This is a genomic window from Legionella bononiensis (assembly GCF_016786215.1).
GTDB classification, from domain to species: Bacteria; Pseudomonadota; Gammaproteobacteria; order Legionellales; family Legionellaceae; genus Legionella; species Legionella bononiensis.
Window position 1 is genome coordinate 134,128 of record NZ_JADOBG010000012.1, and the last position, 19,133, is coordinate 153,260.

The following is a 19,133-nucleotide window of genomic DNA, read 5'->3' on the forward strand; positions in this document are numbered from 1 at the left end:
TAGAGGCGGACCTTTTACTGTTGTTTACCCTGAGGCTCTTGCCACAGGGTAACAAATAATACCATGACCATAGGCCCCAAAAATAATCCCAGTAAGCCTAAGGTTTCAACTCCTCCCAGGATACCAAATAAAACAGCTAGAAATGGTAATTCTATGGCCCCACCTATCAGCACCGGTTTAATAAAATGATCCGCAACAAACATAACCAATGTTCCCCAGACCAAAACGATTATGGCGCTTATCAAACTGCCGACAGAGAGTAAAACCAATGCCACGGTGATAAACACTATAGGTACAACGAAAGGAATCATTGCGGCCAATGCGGTAATAAATCCGGTTAATGTAGGTGCTGGGAACTCTACAAGAGCGTAGCAAACCCCCATCAGAATACCCACGCCAATACCTACTACTATGGTCCCATTTACTGTAGCGCGCAAGGCCCTTGGAAGTCGATCGGAATAACGAAACCATCGAGTACCCAAACAATATTCTCCCACATGGTGGACTTGTAACAGTAATTTATCGCCATCACGGTAAAAAAAGAACAAGGTTAATAAAGTAAAGCCGACCTGAAAACTTCTATGAGCCAGATTAAATCCGATTTGTTTAATATAATAACTTGCTGGAGTCAGTGTAACATGAAGATTGGATAAGAAGTCTTTTATGTTGCCGGGTTTACCAATATTGGTATCCCAATATTGTACTAAGTCATTACCTATAAAAGGAAAATTTTTAAAAAACTCAGGCGCTGCCCCACCATCCTTATTAATTTGCTGCAAAAAATTGATGAAGAGCTGTGACTCTTTAATGAGTATCCCGACTAACCAGCTTAAAGGAATAAGAAACAGCAACCCCATAAGCGTAGTAAATAATAATGCAGATACATTATCTCTCTTGCCAAAAAAATCACACCATTTTTTATACAAGGGATAGGTTGCTATAGCAATAATTGCCGCCCAGATCATTGAAGGAATAAATTTATGTACAATAAAAATAGAAAGAACAACGATACCAACAGTCAATCCCATACTGATAAGTTCTTTATGATTTTCATTCATCACGAAAAACTCCAAGCTAAGGTTTGCATGATCAACCAGGCTGGAACAGCAGCTCCAACATCATCCAGCATGATGCCCAAACCTCCATGTACTGTTTGATCAATATAACGGATTGGCTGGGGTTTCCAAATGTCGAAAAGACGAAATAAAATAAAACCGGCAATCATCCAGCATAATCCTTTGGGGGCTAAAAACATAGTCAATAAATAACCTACGACTTCATCCCAAACGATGCCTTTATAATCATGGACTCCTAAGTCTCGCGATACTTTGTCACTGACCAATACCCCTAAAATAAAAGCCAGGACAGTCAGCGTTAGGTAAACACTCCAATGAGTATCCATCATTAAAAGATAAAGAGGGACAGCAGCGAGAGTACCCCAGGTTCCTGGTGCTACTGGCATCAAGCCGCTACCAAACCCAAACGCTATAAAATAAGCAGGATCCTGCCATACTCGATTAACCAAATTTGCCTGATTCATACTTTATTTATCCAATTTAAAAATGAGAATAACCAACTGGTTTTAATTCTTCCAACTGATTATTTGATGTTTTAATCCTTAAACCAGGGAGCTCTTCAATAACTCCAATCGGATAACACTCTAAATTTAATTCATTCAACTCGTGTTTAAGTTGCTCCAACTGCGAAGAATTAACCGTAAAACATAATTCATAATCATCGCCCCCCGTTAAAGCCAAGTCAACAGCCTGTTCCTTCATATATTTGCCCACCAGAGGATGAACGGGTATATCTCTTTCATTTAAACAGGCGCCAACTCCACTGGCAATACACAGATGATTCAAATCAGCACTTAATCCATCAGAAATATCTATAGCAGATGTAGCATATTGGCGAAGCAGATTAATCAAATCAACTCGAGGATTAGGATGCAATAATTGATGCATTAACTCAGCTTTTTCATCGGCTGGTATATTCTGATCATCAAGTGTTTTAACGGCCAAGGCAGCAGCACCCAGAAGACCAGAAACCAAAATAACATCCCCTGACTTTGCACCGGAACGCCTGATTGATTTTTTATGCGGGGCAAGACCCATTATAGTCAATGTAATCGATAAAGGTCCATGGGTCGTATCACCCCCAATTAAATCAATATGAAATCGATCCAGTGAGTCCCTTAATCCCTGTGAAAAGCGCTCGAGCCAGTGTTGTTGTATTTCAGGAAGTGTTAATGCCAAAGTCACATATCTTGGTTCGGCTGCCATCGCAGCCATATCACTTACATTGACCATCACCGCTTTGCAGGCAATGTCATAAGGATCCCATTCCAGCAGAAAATGAACTCCTGACACCAGAGTATCTGTACTGACTAATAAATCAAATCCCTGAGGCAGATGCAAACAGGCAGCGTCATCACCTATGCCGTACATCACTTCTTTATGCCGGACAGGAAAAGACTTAAAATAATAATCAATTAGAGAAAATTCATTCATTGCCAAGACTGATTTCTACCGCACGTACCTGCTTTGCCAAATTATTCAATACACCGTTAACATAACGATGTCCATCCTGTGATCCAAATTCTTTAGTCAGCGAAATTGATTCATCAAGGACTACTTTATAGGGGATTTCGGGACAATAAAAAAGCTCAAAGGAACCAATACGTAAAACGGTTAATTCTATAGGATTCAATCCACCTACATCTCTATCTAGAAATGGAGAGAAACTTGCTTCCAAAGCCTCTACATAAGCGGGGACTCCATGAAGTAAACGTGTGAAATACTCCACATCCACTTTATCCATATTATTAATAACCCGGAACTGTGCTTCAATTTCATGAAGATCAGAACCTGACATTAACCACTGATACAATGCCTGTAATGCTAATTTGCGTGCTTTCCTTTTACCACTTATTGATTGTTTTTCCACTCGTACCTCTTAATTTAGAATAGATTAGGGCTAAAGCCTGTCACTTCTCAATAAACATCGAATTGGTGTCATCCTGAACGCAGAGAAGGATCTCTTGAATGCAGTATTGTGCCTGCATTAGGAGATCCTTCTCTGCGTTCAGGATTACGTGTACCAAAATAATTGAGAAGTAAAAAAAGTTACTCTTTATCGTTTTTCATCTGATCTATAGTCTGTCTAAAATCACTCACATCTTTGAACCGTTTGTATACTGATGCGAATCGCACATACGCAACATGATCCAGCCTGAATAACTCATTCATCACCAGCTCACCTATAAGTTGTGAATCCACTTCTCGTTCACCTCTACGGCGAATTTCCTGAGTTATGGAAATGATTGCTTCTTCCAGACTATCCACACTTACCGGTCGCTTTTCCAAAGCGCGAAGCATGCCTGAACGCAGGTTATCGATATTAAAGGGCTCTCGTCTTCCATCACGTTTGATTATTAGCGGCATAATCAATTCAGCAGTCTCAAAAGTAGTAAAACGTTCATGACAGAGCAGACATTCTCGCCTCCGGCGCACCTGTGCGCCATCAGCGACTAATCGAGAGTCAACAACTTTGGTTTCTTCGGCATGACAAAAAGGACAGTACATGATTAACCATAAACCGGAAATTCACGGCACAAAAGCAAAACCTGTGTTTTTACTCGTGCGTTGATCGTTTCATCGTTAATATTATCCAGGATATCGGCCACCCAATTGGATAAAAGAGTAATTTCTTTTTCTTTAAATCCTCTCGTAGTTGCTGCAGGAGTTCCCAATCGTAACCCACTGGTTACAAAGGGAGAACGTGGATCATTAGGTACCGAATTCTTGTTAACCGTGATATTGGCTTTACCTAATGCAGCGTCCGCTTCCTTACCTGTAATATTCTTATTAATCAAATCCACCAGCAATAAATGATTATCGGTACCCCCTGAAACAATAGTATATCCTCGACTTTTTAACACGTCAGACATCGTTTTGGCATTTATCAGAACCTGTTGCTGATAAGCTTTAAACTCTGGTAATAATGCTTCAGCAAAAGCGACTGCCTTAGCTGCAATAACATGCATTAATGGCCCGCCCTGCATACCTGGAAAAACTGCAGAATTTAATTTTTTTTCAATTTCTTCATTTTCTTTACACAGTATTAAACCACCTCGAGGTCCTCTTAAGGTTTTGTGAGTAGTGGTTGTAACCACATCAGCATAAGGTAGAGGAGATGGGTATAGTCCAGCAGCAACCAAACCGGCGACGTGTGCCATATCGGCCATTAAATAAGCACCTACTTTATCAGCAATTGCTCTGAATCTTGCCCAATCCAAAGTTCTCGAGTAAGCGGAGAAACCGGCGATGATTAATTTGGGTTTATGTTGCAGTGCTAGACTTTCTAAAACATCATAATCAATTAAACCAGTGTTCACATCAACACCATATTCTACGGCCTGGTATAATTTACCGGAGAAATTCACCTTCGAACCATGAGTAAGATGACCACCATGAGGCAATGCCATGCCCATAAAAACATCCCCAGGTGATAGCAAAGCCATCATTACAGAGGCATTCGCCTGCGAGCCTGAGTGCGGCTGAACATTAACATAATGTGCGCCAAATAATTTTTTTGCTCTTGTTATAGCCAGATCTTCAGCGATATCAACATATTCGCATCCGCCATAATAACGTTTTCCTGGATACCCTTCTGCATATTTGTTAGTCAGTACAGAACCTTGAGCCTGTAAAACTCTGGGACTCACATAATTTTCAGAGGCGATGAGTTCAATATGATCTTCCTGACGACGCTTTTCATTCGTAATAGCCTGAAAAAGCGCATCATCAAAATGTTCTATAGTATAACTTTCATCAAACATGAGAAATTCCTTAGCCTGGATGATACCTATCGTGATTTAACAATAATGTCGTTTCGAACGCTTTTAACACCACCTACTCCAGCAGCAATAGTTGCGGCTCTTTGTTTTATTCGCGGTGAATCTACAAAACCGCTAAGCTGTACCTGATCTTTATACGTCTTGACTTTAACAGCAAATCCATCTGTTCCTAATTGATCAACCAAACTTGCTTTAACTTTTGTAGTCGTCGTTGTGCTGTCAAGATATTCTCCAGTGCTTTCAGCTTGAGGAGAGGCAGCACAGGCAATAATGATCATGGAAATAGATCCCACCAGTAACATCTTCAGTGAGTCAATCATAAAGGCTCCTTAAAGAAAAAACGTTATTAGAGTACCACAAAATTTATCCAGATACGAAGGGGTAATCACGTTGATTAATTTCTTTAAACAGGACGTAGAACGCTCCGTTGTTGCATGGATCCCCGCTTTCGCGGGGAGGACCTTTAAAATATATGGCTGGTTAAGGAACAAGTCATGGGAAATCGAAATCAGAATTGTCAATAAACCTTAAGCATGTCCATGTGATTTAGTCTGAACATCAGAGTTTTTTTGATGCTCCTGGACATTACCACGGTTAACCATCCCAGAGGAATTAGCTTTGGCTTGATTTGTAACACCGGTACTTTGAGAATGTTGTAAAACAACATTATCATCAGTTGGAGCATGACCGTGAACAACTCCGGAATTACCCGTATGACCATGAACAGTTCCTGAATTTCCAGCATGGCCATGTACTGTTCCGGAACTCCCGGCATGACCATGAACTGTTCCAGAGTTTCCAGTGTGACCATGTACATTTTGTTGTACTTCAACCTGGGCTGAACGAGGTCGTGGTGCAATCAATACCGTATTACCATTGGTAACAGGGTGACCATGGTACACTCCGCCGGTTCGGGCAGGTCGGTATACAGGGTTAGCATGATAATGTCGATGTGGATTAACAGGTCTGACTTCAACTCGTGGAGCTGGAACATAATATCCACGATCATAATATTGCTCTTCAATTACAGTACAGGAACTCAATAAAGGCAGGACTAACAGACTTGAGACGAGGTATCTCATAAAAAACTCCTCAGAAATAAAAAAGGTTCATCAATGATGAACCTTTTTTTGGTGATTTATCGGGTTGATAATTCAGCTTTGGCTTGTTTCAAATAAGGAACTACACGAATTGTACTGTTGACATTAGTCCAACCGGAGTAAATGGTGTAAAACGGTGAAGTAATAGTAATGTACATGCCACTATGACAGTAGAAATTATAGAATAAGCTTATATAGTGAGGTGATTCATAACGATAGATATTAAAATCTACAGTAGAACCATCATCAAAAGTTCCGAATACATTAACGTCAGTATAACTTTGGTTAATGATTTCAATTTGACAGTATCCAGGATAAGTTACGCCTTTTTGAATGGATTGTTTGTCTTTGCTGTCAGCATTTGGATTCAGGTGTATATTTGCTGCAAAAACATTGGTAAATAAGCTAAAACAAACTAGAAACAATAACGACTTCAACTTCATGGTTTACCCCCTTATTAAGATGGAAGCCGCATAGTAACAAAGTATTCAATTTAGTCAATAGGTTATTTTTATATCCATGAAATAAATAAAAATTGAAACAAATCGAAACAATAAGATGATTAAGTATATCTTTATGTTATATTTGACAAATTCAAAAATTTACCGAATATCCGCAGGGGAAGACAATGAAAAAACGTATGACGATCATGGGAATTACCTTATTGGTTGTTTTCGGTGGGATCATTGCCTTTAATCTGATTAAAGCAATGATGATTAAGCAATTTTTTGCCAGTTACGAACCTCCTGCCGTTACTGTCTCCTCAGCAGTTGCTGAATCAGTGGATTGGTTACCTACCATCAGTGCCATTGGTAATTTCGTTGCTATTAATGGAGTTGATGTCAATTCTGAAGCATCAGGAAATGTAGTTAAAATTGACTTTGAATCAGGTCAATTTGTTAATAAAGATGCGCCATTAATTACAATTGATGACAGCATTGATCAAGCCTTACTTAAATTTAACCAATCTGAATTAACCCTTAAAGAACTCAATTACAAGCGACAAACGGATTTATTTAAACGCGGCGCTACTCCCAGTTCAAGTGTTGATGAAGCAAAAGCAAATCTTCAACAAGCTCAGGCTAAAGTAGAACAAATGCAGGCTCAAATAAATCAGAAACACATCACAGCTCCTTTTTCCGGTCGCCTTGGAATTCGTCAGGTGAATCTCGGTCAGTACGTCACCCCAGGACAAACCTCCATTGTTTCGCTTCAATCATTAGATCCTCTTTACCTGGAATTCTATGTACCTGAACAACTCTATAAACGAATCCAGTTAAATCAAACCATCTCTTTTTCAGTCGAAGAATTTCCCAATGCGCTTTTTGAAGGGACTATATCCGCTGTAAACTCTAAAATCGATTTGAACACCCATAACGTCCTTATTCAGGCGACATTACCCAATTGCCCATCCCAGGCAATCAAGGACCCAACAAAATCACCACTTATTAAAACGCGTAAAGAAGTCAGAGGTAGCAAACTCGTCATCTCCTGTAACAGCGAAGCCAACCGTCAAAATAAAATAAGTGAGTATGTATTTATTCCTGGCATGTTTTCTTCCATTGAAATTCCACAACCCGCAGAACCTAATACAGTAATTGTTCCTTCCACAGCCATATCGTACAGCCTGTATGGAAATTCCATCTATCTCATTGAAAAAAATACAGAAGGCAAGAAAAACAAGGATGGTTCGGATCAACTGGTAGTTAATCGTGTATTTGTGGTTACCGGGGAACAACAAGGTAATTATACAGTAGTAAAAAAAGGAATTAAGGCCGGACAACTGGTTGTCAGTACTGGAGATCTCAAATTACAAAATGGTACACCTGTTGTAATTAATAATAGCGTCCAACTGACTGATATCAGTAATCCAGATAGCATGGGACAATAACAGAAATCCTGAGATTTCTCCTGTTTGAAGTGCAGAGCTCAATATCTTGAGCTCTTTAATTTAATAATTGCTGGTTTTTTTGCAGGATAACTTATGAAATTTACCGATTTATATATCAAGCGCCCAGTGCTTTCGATAGTAGTAAGTATGCTGATTTTTCTATTTGGTATAAACTCCATTAATAAAATGCAGATTCGTCAGTATCCACGTATGGATAATACGGTAATCACCATTATTACCGCCTATCCCGGCGCTGACGCTGAGTTAATTGCCGGTTTTATTACTTCACCGCTGGAAAGTTCAGTAGCAAGCGCTGAAGGCATAGACTACATGACATCAACCAGTGATCAAGGTCTGAGTACCATCACCCTCACCATAAAGTTGAATTTTGATCCGCAAATCGCTTTTACAGACGTCATGAGTAAAGTCCAGCAAACACTAAATCAATTACCCAAAGAAGCACAACAGCCTGTGATTCTTAAAAAATCAGACTCATCTACTGCCTTGATGTACATCAGTCTGGACAGTAAGGAAATGACGCCTCAACAAATAACAGACTACGCAACTCGGGTAGTTCAACCTCAGTTACAAACTGTTGATGGAGTGGCCAAAGCGGATATTCTGGGTGGAGCGACCTACTCCATGCGTATCTTCATGAATCCGATTAAAATGGCGGCTCTGAACGTTACTCCGTCCGATGTGGCATCGGTACTGGCCAGTAACAATTTCCTCACTGCAGCGGGCAGCACTAAAAGTGAATACGTTGCAATTAATATGACCGCAAAAACTGATCTGAATACCGCTGAAGAATTCAGCAAACTCATCGTAAGAAGCTCCAAAGGCTCCATAGTAAGACTTCGAGATATCGCTAAAATTACTTTAGGCTCTCAAAATTATGACAGTTCAGTAACTTTTAACGGTAAAAAAGCTGTATTTATCTCAATTACCCCAACCCCAACAGCAAATCCGCTGACAGTAATTAGCGATGCCAGAAAACTGATGCCCTCCATAGTAAAAGAATTCCCGCCATCATTAACAGGTACAATAGTTTATGACGCAACGGCCTTTATTCGAGCATCAATCAGTGAGGTGATGCATACCATTATCGAAGCCGGGGTAATCGTTATTATTGTTATCTTTTTATTCCTTGGATCCATTCGTTCGGTGTTGATTCCAGTAGTCACCATACCGCTTTCTCTGGTTGGTGTGTGTACTCTAATGCTCATGCTGGGGTACAGCGTTAATCTCCTTACCTTGTTAGCCTTCGTTCTGGCTATTGGTCTGGTTGTTGATGACGCCATTGTCGTTGTAGAGAACGTGCATAGACATATAGAAGAGGGAAAAACCCCATATGAGGCCGCCATCATAGGGGCTAGAGAAATAGCAACGCCAGTGATCGCGATGACGATTACGCTTGCAGCTGTTTATGCTCCCATAGGATTTATGGGGGGATTGACAGGTGCTCTGTTTAAGGAATTTGCGTTTACTTTAGCCTGTTCCGTTATCATATCTGGAGTCATAGCCTTAACCCTATCTCCTATGATGTGTTCTAAAGTATTAACTAAAGAAATAAGCAGTGGAAAATTTGTACACTTCCTGGATGATTTATTTAATAAACTTAAAACGAAATACCAGAATGCATTACATAATTTATTAAATACACGATCTATTATGCTTGTTTTTGCTGCAGTTGTTCTCTTGATGCTGCCTTATTTATATAACAACACCGCTGCTGAAACAGCTCCTGATGAAGATCAAGGGTTCTTCTTCGTCATGGCCGTAGCGCCTCAATCTGCAACACTCAATTACATAGAGGCGTTTACCAAACCTTTTGATGAAATCTATAAAAGCTTTCCCGAAACAGAAAATTATTTTACTGTTAACATGGCGCAGCCCATCTCGGGAATGGTGCTGAAACCATGGGATCAAAGATCGACCAGCCAATTTGATATGAAGCAACCGCTTCAAAATAAATTATCCAAGATTGCCGGTTTAAATGCTTTCGCGATTGTTCCACCTCCACTTCCAGGCGGTGGAGGTGGACCTGCTGTACAATTTGTTATAAAAACCACGAATGATTTTCAGAGTTTATATGATGTCTCAAACAAATTAACGCAACGCGCTAAAAAAAGCGGGCTGTTTATCTATATTGATAACTCACTCAAATTCAATCAACCTCAGGTTGAGTATCAAATAAATCGTTCGAAAGCTTCAGAAATGGGGCTGGATATGCGTGCGATAGGAAGCAGTTTAACCAGTGCGCTCTCAGGTAACTACATTAACTATTTTAACCTGGAAGGTCGCAGTTATCAGGTCATACCCCAGCTTGATAGAAAATATCGCCTGACACCAGAACAATTAGGGCAAATCTACGTTAAAACATCAAACGATGTTATGGTTCCACTCTCAACAGTAGTAACTCCGGTTGAAAAAACACAACCTAATGCCGCAACTCACTTCCAACAATTAAATTCAGCCACCATTCAGGCTGTAATGATGCCGGGGAAAACGCTGGGAGATGGACTCAACTTTTTACAAAAAGCAGCAGATGAAACCTTACCCAAAGGCTTTACCTATGATTACGGTGGTGAATCAAGACAATTCATGCAAGAAGGAAGCGCTCTGGTATTTGCCTTTCTTTTTGCGATCGTCATCATCTTTTTAGTGCTTTCAGCTCAGTATGAAAGCTTCCGGGATCCTTTAATCGTATTAATCAGCGTGCCCATGTCCATCTGTGGCGCATTAATTCCCCTGAATTTGGGCCTGGCAAGCATTAACATTTATACTCAGGTGGGATTAATTACCTTAATTGGCCTTATCAGTAAGCATGGTATTTTGATTGTTGACTTTGCGAACCATCTGCAACGAGAAAAAAATCTTGATAGGCGAGCCGCAGTTGAGGAAGCCGCTGCAATCAGATTAAGACCTATATTAATGACTACTGCGGCAATGGTTTTTGGCGTTCTACCTCTGCTTATTGCAACCGGAGCAGGTGCCGTCAGTCGTTTTGATATTGGTCTGGTTATTGCCACTGGCCTGTTAATTGGAACCTGCTTTACTCTGTTTGTGGTTCCAACCATGTATACTTATATTGCCGAAGACCATCGTCATAAACCTGATGAAACGGCGGAAGAACTCTAGATAAATATCCTTAAATAGTGCCGTCAATACAGATGGCACTATTCCACAGAAAACTGCCCGTTTGAACCTCATGATATCCGCCATAATGTTGGCCATGCTCCCTCAGTCTGTGATAATATTCTTTGTTTTACCAGTACAGGCTCAAACATGGATAAAACCTATTCCCCCGAAGCCATAGAACAGGCTTCCTACAAGAAATGGGAAAGTCAACATTACTTTCAACCCCGCGGTGATGGAAAGCGATTCAGTATCATGCTCCCTCCTCCCAATGTTACAGGCAGTCTGCATATGGGACATGGTTTTCAACATACCATCATGGATGCATTAACTCGCTATCATCGCATGCTTGGAGACAAAACCCTGTGGCAGCCTGGTACTGATCATGCCGGTATTTCAACTCAACTCGTCGTTGAGCGTCAATTAGAAGCGCAAGGAATCTCCAGAAAAGATCTCACTCGCGAGCAATTTCTCGAATACGTGTGGAAATGGAAAAATGAATCAGGAAACACGATTACCCAGCAAATGAGACGTATCGGGGCATCAGTGGATTGGAGCCGCGAACGGTTTACTATGGATGAAGGCCTGTCTGCTGCTGTTCAAAAAGTGTTTGTTCAACTCCATGATGAAGGATTGATCTACCGTGGTACTCGCCTGGTCAACTGGGATCCCAAACTCGGGACTGCAGTATCTGATCTTGAAGTACTTTCTGAAGAAGAAGAGGGATCACTTTGGCATATTCGCTATCCAGTGGTTGATTCCGATGAATTTGTAGTGGTCGCGACCACACGGCCAGAAACACTGCTTGGTGACTCGGCAGTTGCAGTCCACCCGGAAGATCCACGATTCAAACATCTGGTTGGCAAACAAGTTCATCTTCCACTTTGCGATAGAACTATTCCCATTATAGCCGATGACTATGTCGACATGGAGTTCGGAAGTGGTTGCGTCAAAATCACACCTGCACATGATTTTAATGATCATGAAGTTGGCAAACGACATCAATTACCGTTAATCAATATCTTAACCAAGAAAGCAACAATTAATAAAAATGCGCCATTAAAATATCAGGGTATGGACAGATTTGTTGCCCGTGAGCAAATCATTAAGGATTTGGAACACACTGGAGCACTGGTTAAAACGGAACCACATCAATTAAAAGTACCACGTGGCGAAAAATCGAATGTAGTAATCGAACCTTTATTAACAGACCAATGGTATGTAAAAACCAAACCATTAGCTGAACCGGCCATTGCCGCAGTTAAAAAGGGAGACATCCGTTTTATACCTGAGACTTGGACTAAAACCTATTACCAATGGATGGATAATATCGAAGACTGGTGTATCAGCCGCCAATTGTGGTGGGGACACAGAATTCCAGCCTGGTATGATAACCATGGCAATATTTATGTGGGCTACAGTGAGAATGACGTTCGTTTTAAATATAAAATAGATGATGCCACACCGCTAAAACAGGATGAAGATGTTCTGGATACCTGGTTTTCATCCGCACTATGGCCATTTTCAACACTAGGTTGGCCTGAACGTACTCCTGAACTGGATCAGTTCTATCCTACCTCAGTACTGGTTACAGGATTTGATATTATATTTTTCTGGGTAGCCCGCATGATCATGATGGGCTTGAAATTTACAGGAAAAATTCCTTTTAAAGACATCTTTATAACGGGGTTAATTCGAGACAGTGAAGGACACAAGATGTCCAAATCCAAAGGAAATGTCCTTGATCCTCTCGATATAATCGATGGAATAGATATTGAATCTCTTGTTGCTAAACGAACTTCCAATCTCATGCTCACCTCCGTTCGTGACAAAATTATTAAAGCAACCCGCAAGGAGTTTCCTGAAGGCATTAACGCCTACGGTACGGATGCATTACGTTTTACTTATTGCTCGCTTGCATCAACTGGCCGTAATGTACGTTTTGACATAGGGCGTGTAGAAGGATATCGAAACTTCTGTAATAAATTATGGAATGCGGCCCGCTATGTTTTACTTAATACAGATGAAGAACAAATTGATTTTGGTGATGGCGCGTTCCAATACAGCCCTGCTGATCAATGGATTCTGTCACGTTTGCAACGAACTATAGAAAAAGTACATCATTATTTTGACACCTATAGATTTGATTTATTAGCAAATACTCTTTATGAATTCGTATGGCATGAGTATTGTGACTGGTATCTTGAGTTATCCAAACCTGTATTACAGGATGAACATGCGCTGAGCGCTATGAAAAGAGGCACTCGAAGGACCCTAATCCATGTGCTCGATCAGATTTTAAAATTACTCCATCCTTTAATGCCTTTTATTACCGAAGAAATTTGGCATAGAACAACCAAATTTACTAATGAAAATGGCAATAGCATTATGTTAAGCAGCTATCCTCAGGTGGATGAACAATTTATCAATGATACCATTGAGGAAGAGCTGGATTGGCTCAAATCAGCGATTCAAGCCATCCGTACCATTCGAAGTGAGATGTCTATTTCACCTGCTAAATTAATCCCGTTATCGATTCGTAATATAACGCCCACATTAAAACAACGCGTTGAGAAATATCAGCAAACACTTAAGGCACTGAGCAAAGTAACTGATATCCATTATCTCGCTGCTGAAGAAAAAATCCCGGTTTCAGCAACCGCTGTTTTGGGTGAAATCGAATTACTTATTCCAATGGCCAATTTAATTGATAAAGAAGCTGAATTAGTTCGTCTGGCGAAAGAAGTAGCCAAACTGGATAAAGATATTGATCTGGCACAGGGTAAATTAAATAATCCCAAATTCACTGATAAAGCTCCTGCAGAAATTATTGCCAAAGAACAGGAAAAACTGTCTCAGGCCCAAATAGCCAAAGACAAACTATTACAGCATAAAATCAGGATTGAAACTTTATAATCACATAAGACATGCATTGCTCAGGAGACTTTTGAGCAATGCATAGAAAGGAAGCACTGGCGAGTGATCACACAGTACAAAACCATAAAATCGTATACCTTCCCCATCATTTTAATCTTATCAATCGTGATGGGTGGTTTAACAGGATCCTGCCTTGATCATGACGCTACGCTTTGGTTAAAACCTTTTGGCGATATTTTTCTTAATTTGATTTTTACCGCAATAGTTCCATTGATCTTCTTCAGTGTCTCATCTGCAATTGCTCGCGCCGGTTCCATAGGAAAACTGGGGTCAATAATTTTTTATATGACTGTAGTATTTCTTTTTACAGGACTAATGGCAGCAATGTACGCCATGATCACCGTACAATTGTTCCCTCCTGCTGAAGGAGTATCATTACAATTGGTTATGCCAAAACAAATGAATACAATCAGTTTTTCCAGCCAAATTGCCACTATATTCACCGTGTCTGATTTCTCCAAATTATTATCACATGAGCATATTCTTGCTTTAATCGTCTTCTCAATTCTGGTTGGTCTCGCTGTAGCTGGCTCTAAGGAAAAAGGAACAGCATTTAGAACCTTTTTACAATCGGGTGAGGACATATTCATGAGGGTTTTTGGACTTATCATGTATTACGCCCCTATCGGTTTTTTTGCTTATTTCGCTGTATTGGTCAATGAATTGGGAACACAATTGCTGGACAGCTACATTCGCATTACCGTAGTGTATTATGCTTCTGGCCTGCTCTATTTTTTAGTATTCTTTACCTGGTATGCCTATTTAGCCGGTACCAGTTCCGGTATCAAATTATTCTGGAGCAATATCTTCCTGCCCATGATTACTGCCATTGCAACCTGCAGCAGTGCGGCCAGTATTCCAGCGAATTTAGCTGCTACAAAGCAAATGAGCGTTGCCCCTGAAATTTATGAAACTGCAGTACCCCTTGGAACCATTATTCATAAAGACGGATCAGTGATCGGTGGGATTTTTAAAATTGCCTTTCTGTTTGGGGTATTTCAATTAAATTTTTCCGAACTACCGGTTATTATCACTGCATTAGGTGTATCCCTGTTGGTTGGTACTGTCATGGGAGCAATTCCAAGTGGAGGAATGCTTGGGGAGTTATTGATCCTGAATGTTTACGGTTTTCCTCCTTCAGTTTTGATAGCAATCGCAGCCATCAGCATTATCATTGACCCACTCGCAACAATGCTCAATGTAACAGGTAATAGCGTAAGCAGCATGATGATCGCTCGGCTGATCGAAGGAAAGAAATGGTATCATCCAAAAGCTAAACCTGCACAACCATTGTAGTCATAGGACTCAATTATAAACCCATACGAACTGCGATCTACGTTGCGCCATCCTTAGGCTATAATCAATTAAGCGGCCCCATCTGGATGATTATTATGAACAAAACCGTTTGGTATCTCTCAGGAATTGTATTGTGCTTCCAAACTTTTGCCCTGGGAACTACTGGAACAATTTTAGATCCCGACTTTACTCTGTTGCCTTCGCCATTTCCTGTGTATATCCTTAAAGATTCTCAAGTAATTAATCACCCTTACCCTGGGGCCACTCAGGTACTGTTACCTACGGACAACAGTTATTTTGAACCTCCTGGTTGCTATGTTGCCTGTTATTCGCATAACCCCGGTGTGTACTCTGTTTCAGCAACCATATCTGTAGTAGGACAAATTCGAGTTAAGGGACACTATGTAGAACGAATTTGCCAACCTGATGGCTATAAGGGCCAGGATATCAGTGCCTCTGAGACCTTTACTCAACTTTGTGCCGATAAAATACCGGCTTGTAAAAATAGTGCTTGTTGGGGTGGTGGTGATACAGGGGGTTGGTTTGGTATTCAATAAATTGAACGACCAAAACAACTTAATAGAAATCAGGATTAACTTATGAATCAAAATAAAACTTCAGTCAAAAACCTGGGAATAGTACTTTTTCCCAATTTTGAAACGCTGGATGTATTTGGACCGCTGGAAATGTTCGGAATGATCCCCAATTACCTGAACAGTATCTTGATTTCCGAGCATAAGGGATTGATAAAATCAGCACAAGGACAATCAGTCCTCTCTGACTACAGCTGGCACGAAGCGCCACATTTGGATCTACTGCTCGTTCCAGGCGGTATGGGAACACGAACAGAAATTTATAATGAACCATTAATCCATTGGCTTCAAAATCGTTGTGGCAAAGCTGAACTTATTTTATCGGTCTGTACAGGAGCCGCATTACTTGCTAAAGCAGGTATACTTGATGGACATAAGGCAACAACAAACAAACTGGCCTTTGATTGGGTGACGCAACAAAGTCAACAGGTTCAATGGATAAAAAAAGCCCGCTGGGTAGATGATGGTAGAATCATTACCTCATCAGGAATTTCAGCGGGCATTGACATGAGTCTCTATGCTATTTCACGATTGTTTGGTGAATCAGTCCGCAATGATATCGCTAAAAAAGCAGAATATAGCCTTAATACTGACCCACACAATGATCCATTCATGATTACCTGACAGATTACCACCCAGTCACGATGTATGCCCAAGATTATCGAGCATGATAAATCTTGCCGGTCTGTAATCCTTCTACACTTTTACTGAATGCATGAGCTACCCGTTGAACTGGAACAGGTTCGTATCCTCGAAAATAAGGGCCATAGACATCCAATGCTTCTGTGACTACGGTTGGACTTACTGCATTAATGCGAATTCCTCTGGGCATTTCTATTGCTGCAGCTGTAACAAATCCATCAATGGCGCCATTAACCATTGCAGCAGAAGTACCTGCAGCAATTGGATCATGATTTAAAATACCACTGGTCAGTGTAAAAGACCCCGCGTCATTCATGTATTCCAAACCCATTAAGACACAATTTACCTGCCCCATCAGTTTACTGTTTAATCCCACATTAAAATCGCTGGCCGTCATTTCGGATAAACCAAGAAAAGATACTCGACCAGTAGTCATTACTACGGCATCTATTCGACCAACCTTTTGATACAGTTTTTTTATCGTTGCAGGATCTTCTATATTTACGGTGTAATCACCACTGGAATGACCGACGCATATAACCTCATGACGAGGTTCTAATTCTGCAACTACTGCTGCACCAATTAATCCGGTACCGCCTATCACCATAATTTTCATATCCATCCTTAGAATATTTGCAGGAAATAAGATTAATTCTTTTTATATTAATCTACAAGATTGATATCAAATACTAATCCATTGAACTGGAAGGTTAATCGCTCATTTATTTTATTTCATGACTGAAATAATTGTTATAAATGACAAGATAGGAGCCATCAGATTCCATTTGCAATAAAGCTGAATTCATTTTATTGATTAGTTTCTTATTCTTCTTAAGCGCTAATATACCGTACCCATTACCCAAAGTTATAGGTGGACCTACCAATTTAAACGTGTTCATATCATTAAGTAATAAATATCGAGCTAAATTATTATTTACAATAATGACATCTACATCCTTATTTACCAAGGCAGAAACCATATCGCCCATGGTTGAGAATTTTTTGATTACATCTTTTGTATTAAATTTGGAATTAATAAAGGTATAATATAAGGTATTCGTTAAGGCACCTATAGTCAGATTATTAATATCCTTTAAACTATTAATCGTATCGTTATTTTTTAAAGTTACAAATTGAGCATTACTGTTCATATAAGGCAAGCTATAAATATAATCGCCTGTGTTTGTTTTTTCTATCGGAATTGCCGAGAAGATTAAATCAACAGTACCTTGATTAAGTGATTTAATCTGATCAGCTAATTTTGTCGCTTTATATTCACATTTCAGCTTACTTCGCTTGCACAGTTCATTCATTAATTCGATATGAAACCCATAAAAACTTTTCCCACCATCTGTCGAAGTTGAAAAAGGAGGAGCAAACCCCATTACTCCAACATTTATCGGAACACTGTAACCAAGAACTGTACTGAACAATAAAACAATAGTTATACAAAGTTTCATACATTAAATCCCTTTAGACGTTATTTTAAATCTAGAAGGGGGATGAGACATTGTCAAACAATCGCACTAAATGGAACTAAAAATAACATATAATGTGTATGCTGAAGCTTTATAAATACCGCTTTAAGTGCCGTTCTCCATGAACAAAGATAGTTAACAGTATAAATCAACTGTCTTTAATACCTGTTGGAAGAATATAAAGTGTCAAATAGGTTAATAATTGAAAACCTCCTTGTACCATATGATTTTCTTCCAGATCAAATTTCATAACCAATTGATCCGCTAAAAACATCGCTAACCAAAAACAAAGTGAAATGATAAAGGCTGTATCTGCTCTTTTCATCCATCGCTCGATTTCCTGATTAAAGGCAATACAGGTCCAGATGAAGGCGATTGAGGATAGGAATGACCATATCAGGATCCCGGCAAAACACATTTGGGGAATCAGAGCTGATACCTCATACATTTTCAAAGCTTCAACCAGAAATGGATAATTAGCATCTGGGGCCCAACTTTTTTGAATCAGTTTCATATGGGCGAACATACCGATAAAATCAGTCCAAAATGCCAATACCCACCAGATAGTCCAAAAAATAATGATGGCTTTTTTAAATAAAACTAATTGCCGATCCTGGAAGTACACAATCGAAATGTCCTTATACGTGTTTTAACCGATCTTATCCTTATTTATCTGTCCATGTCACCTGTTCCAGAAAAGAATAATGGTTTAAACCATTACATCAAGCCGGCGCTCTTCTCTATCTTGCTTCAATTGTACAGAATAATCTGAAGACACTTTACTGAGGGCAAATAGAGCACCGGCCCCTGCTCCGATAATGGAAGAATAAATGGGAACAAATTCAGATATTGGAGGGGTAACTCTGTTAACGTAGCGATTACGTGAAAAGTGAAGAAATTCCTCTTCGTCAGGAACGTAACCGTCTACAAGATCTACAGCTTCATGTTGTTCCTGTGCAAATTGAGTAAGTGATCGTTTACAAACAAATGCAGCACCGTACCCTAAAATGGCACCAAGAAGTCCATACTGAACGGTATTTTTGACTACCTTGGGAAGGTAGCGGACTGTAAATAATAAATCATTATAGAGATCTGAAGTAGTATAACTAATGGGCATAAAATGGTCTTATTAATTAAATAGTAAACCATTATAGCTCATTGAAACAAATTAAATCCAGTTGTTTCTTAATTGATCATGAA

At 39.8% G+C, this 19,133-nt stretch carries 19 protein-coding genes; 6 read left to right on the plus strand and 13 right to left on the minus strand.

The window, feature by feature from the left end; genetic code table 11:
• Positions 1-14: 14 nt before the first annotated feature.
• The 9 genes from IZU94_RS08880 to IZU94_RS08920 form a co-directional block, all read right to left on the minus strand.
• On the minus strand, positions 15-1,058 hold the full coding sequence (locus IZU94_RS08880; protein ID WP_203110191.1) for an AI-2E family transporter: 1,044 nt from the start codon (positions 1,056-1,058) through the stop codon (positions 15-17).
• Positions 1,058-1,540, minus strand: a complete 483-nt coding sequence (locus IZU94_RS08885; protein WP_203109948.1) for a phosphatidylglycerophosphatase A family protein — start codon at positions 1,538-1,540, stop codon at positions 1,058-1,060. Before IZU94_RS08885 ends, IZU94_RS08880 begins: the two co-directional genes overlap by 1 nt.
• 16 nt (positions 1,541-1,556) lie before the next feature.
• On the minus strand, positions 1,557-2,510 hold the full coding sequence (thiL, locus tag IZU94_RS08890) for a thiamine-phosphate kinase (protein WP_203109949.1): 954 nt from the start codon (positions 2,508-2,510) through the stop codon (positions 1,557-1,559).
• Positions 2,503-2,946 carry a transcription antitermination factor NusB gene (gene nusB, locus IZU94_RS08895; RefSeq protein ID WP_203109950.1) on the minus strand — a complete coding sequence of 148 codons (444 nt, stop codon included), beginning with the start codon at positions 2,944-2,946 and terminating at the stop codon, positions 2,503-2,505. Before nusB ends, thiL begins: the two co-directional genes overlap by 8 nt.
• A gap of 179 nt (positions 2,947-3,125) precedes the next feature.
• The gene (gene nrdR, locus IZU94_RS08900; RefSeq protein ID WP_203109951.1) at positions 3,126-3,584 is read right to left on the minus strand and encodes a transcriptional regulator NrdR; all 459 of its coding nucleotides are present in this window, start codon (positions 3,582-3,584) and stop codon (positions 3,126-3,128) included.
• 2 nt (positions 3,585-3,586) lie between these two features.
• Positions 3,587-4,840 (minus strand): serine hydroxymethyltransferase, encoded by a 1,254-nt coding sequence (gene glyA / locus IZU94_RS08905; protein ID WP_203109953.1) that lies wholly within the window; start codon positions 4,838-4,840, stop codon positions 3,587-3,589.
• A gap of 26 nt (positions 4,841-4,866) precedes the next feature.
• Entirely contained in the window at positions 4,867-5,178 is a 312-nt protein-coding gene (locus IZU94_RS08910; protein WP_058474114.1) for a BON domain-containing protein, read from the minus strand.
• A gap of 207 nt (positions 5,179-5,385) precedes the next feature.
• Positions 5,386-5,940: a hypothetical protein gene (locus tag IZU94_RS08915; protein WP_238400300.1), complete on the minus strand. Its 555-nt coding sequence runs from the start codon at positions 5,938-5,940 to the stop codon at positions 5,386-5,388.
• A 56-nt stretch (positions 5,941-5,996) separates the two neighbouring features.
• A complete protein-coding gene (locus IZU94_RS08920; protein WP_058474112.1) occupies positions 5,997-6,401 on the minus strand; it encodes a hypothetical protein in 405 nt (134 codons plus the stop codon).
• Positions 6,402-6,586: 185 nt separating this feature from the next.
• Here IZU94_RS08920 and IZU94_RS08925 point away from each other — a divergent pair, with 185 nt between their 5' ends.
• The 6 genes from IZU94_RS08925 to IZU94_RS08950 all read left to right on the plus strand — a co-directional run bounded on the left by IZU94_RS08925 (position 6,587) and on the right by IZU94_RS08950 (position 16,437).
• Positions 6,587-7,849 (plus strand): efflux RND transporter periplasmic adaptor subunit, encoded by a 1,263-nt coding sequence (locus tag IZU94_RS08925; RefSeq protein ID WP_203109955.1) that lies wholly within the window; start codon positions 6,587-6,589, stop codon positions 7,847-7,849.
• Positions 7,850-7,942: 93 nt separating this feature from the next.
• Positions 7,943-10,990, plus strand: coding sequence for an efflux RND transporter permease subunit (locus tag IZU94_RS08930; RefSeq protein ID WP_203109957.1), 3,048 nt, complete (start codon positions 7,943-7,945; stop codon positions 10,988-10,990).
• Positions 10,991-11,137: 147 nt separating this feature from the next.
• Positions 11,138-13,903, plus strand: a complete 2,766-nt coding sequence (locus IZU94_RS08935) for a valine--tRNA ligase (RefSeq protein WP_203109959.1) — start codon at positions 11,138-11,140, stop codon at positions 13,901-13,903.
• A gap of 63 nt (positions 13,904-13,966) precedes the next feature.
• Positions 13,967-15,220, plus strand: a complete 1,254-nt coding sequence (locus IZU94_RS08940; RefSeq protein WP_203109961.1) for a dicarboxylate/amino acid:cation symporter — start codon at positions 13,967-13,969, stop codon at positions 15,218-15,220.
• Positions 15,221-15,315: 95 nt separating this feature from the next.
• Complete coding sequence (locus tag IZU94_RS08945; RefSeq protein WP_203109963.1) at positions 15,316-15,777, plus strand: hypothetical protein; 462 nt, start codon at positions 15,316-15,318, stop codon at positions 15,775-15,777.
• A 42-nt stretch (positions 15,778-15,819) separates the two neighbouring features.
• Entirely contained in the window at positions 15,820-16,437 is a 618-nt protein-coding gene (locus tag IZU94_RS08950; RefSeq protein WP_203109964.1) for a DJ-1/PfpI family protein, read from the plus strand.
• Between the two features lie 34 nt (positions 16,438-16,471).
• On the opposite strand, the gene IZU94_RS08955 is transcribed toward IZU94_RS08950, so the two are convergent.
• The 4 genes from IZU94_RS08955 to IZU94_RS08970 form a co-directional block, all read right to left on the minus strand.
• Complete coding sequence (locus IZU94_RS08955; protein ID WP_203109965.1) at positions 16,472-17,071, minus strand: short chain dehydrogenase; 600 nt, start codon at positions 17,069-17,071, stop codon at positions 16,472-16,474.
• A gap of 106 nt (positions 17,072-17,177) precedes the next feature.
• The gene (locus tag IZU94_RS08960) at positions 17,178-17,915 is read right to left on the minus strand and encodes a transporter substrate-binding domain-containing protein (RefSeq protein WP_203109966.1); all 738 of its coding nucleotides are present in this window, start codon (positions 17,913-17,915) and stop codon (positions 17,178-17,180) included.
• 166 nt (positions 17,916-18,081) lie between these two features.
• Positions 18,082-18,558, minus strand: a complete 477-nt coding sequence (locus tag IZU94_RS08965) for a hypothetical protein (protein WP_203109967.1) — start codon at positions 18,556-18,558, stop codon at positions 18,082-18,084.
• A gap of 84 nt (positions 18,559-18,642) precedes the next feature.
• Complete coding sequence (locus tag IZU94_RS08970; RefSeq protein ID WP_203109968.1) at positions 18,643-19,050, minus strand: hypothetical protein; 408 nt, start codon at positions 19,048-19,050, stop codon at positions 18,643-18,645.
• Positions 19,051-19,133 lie beyond the last annotated feature (83 nt).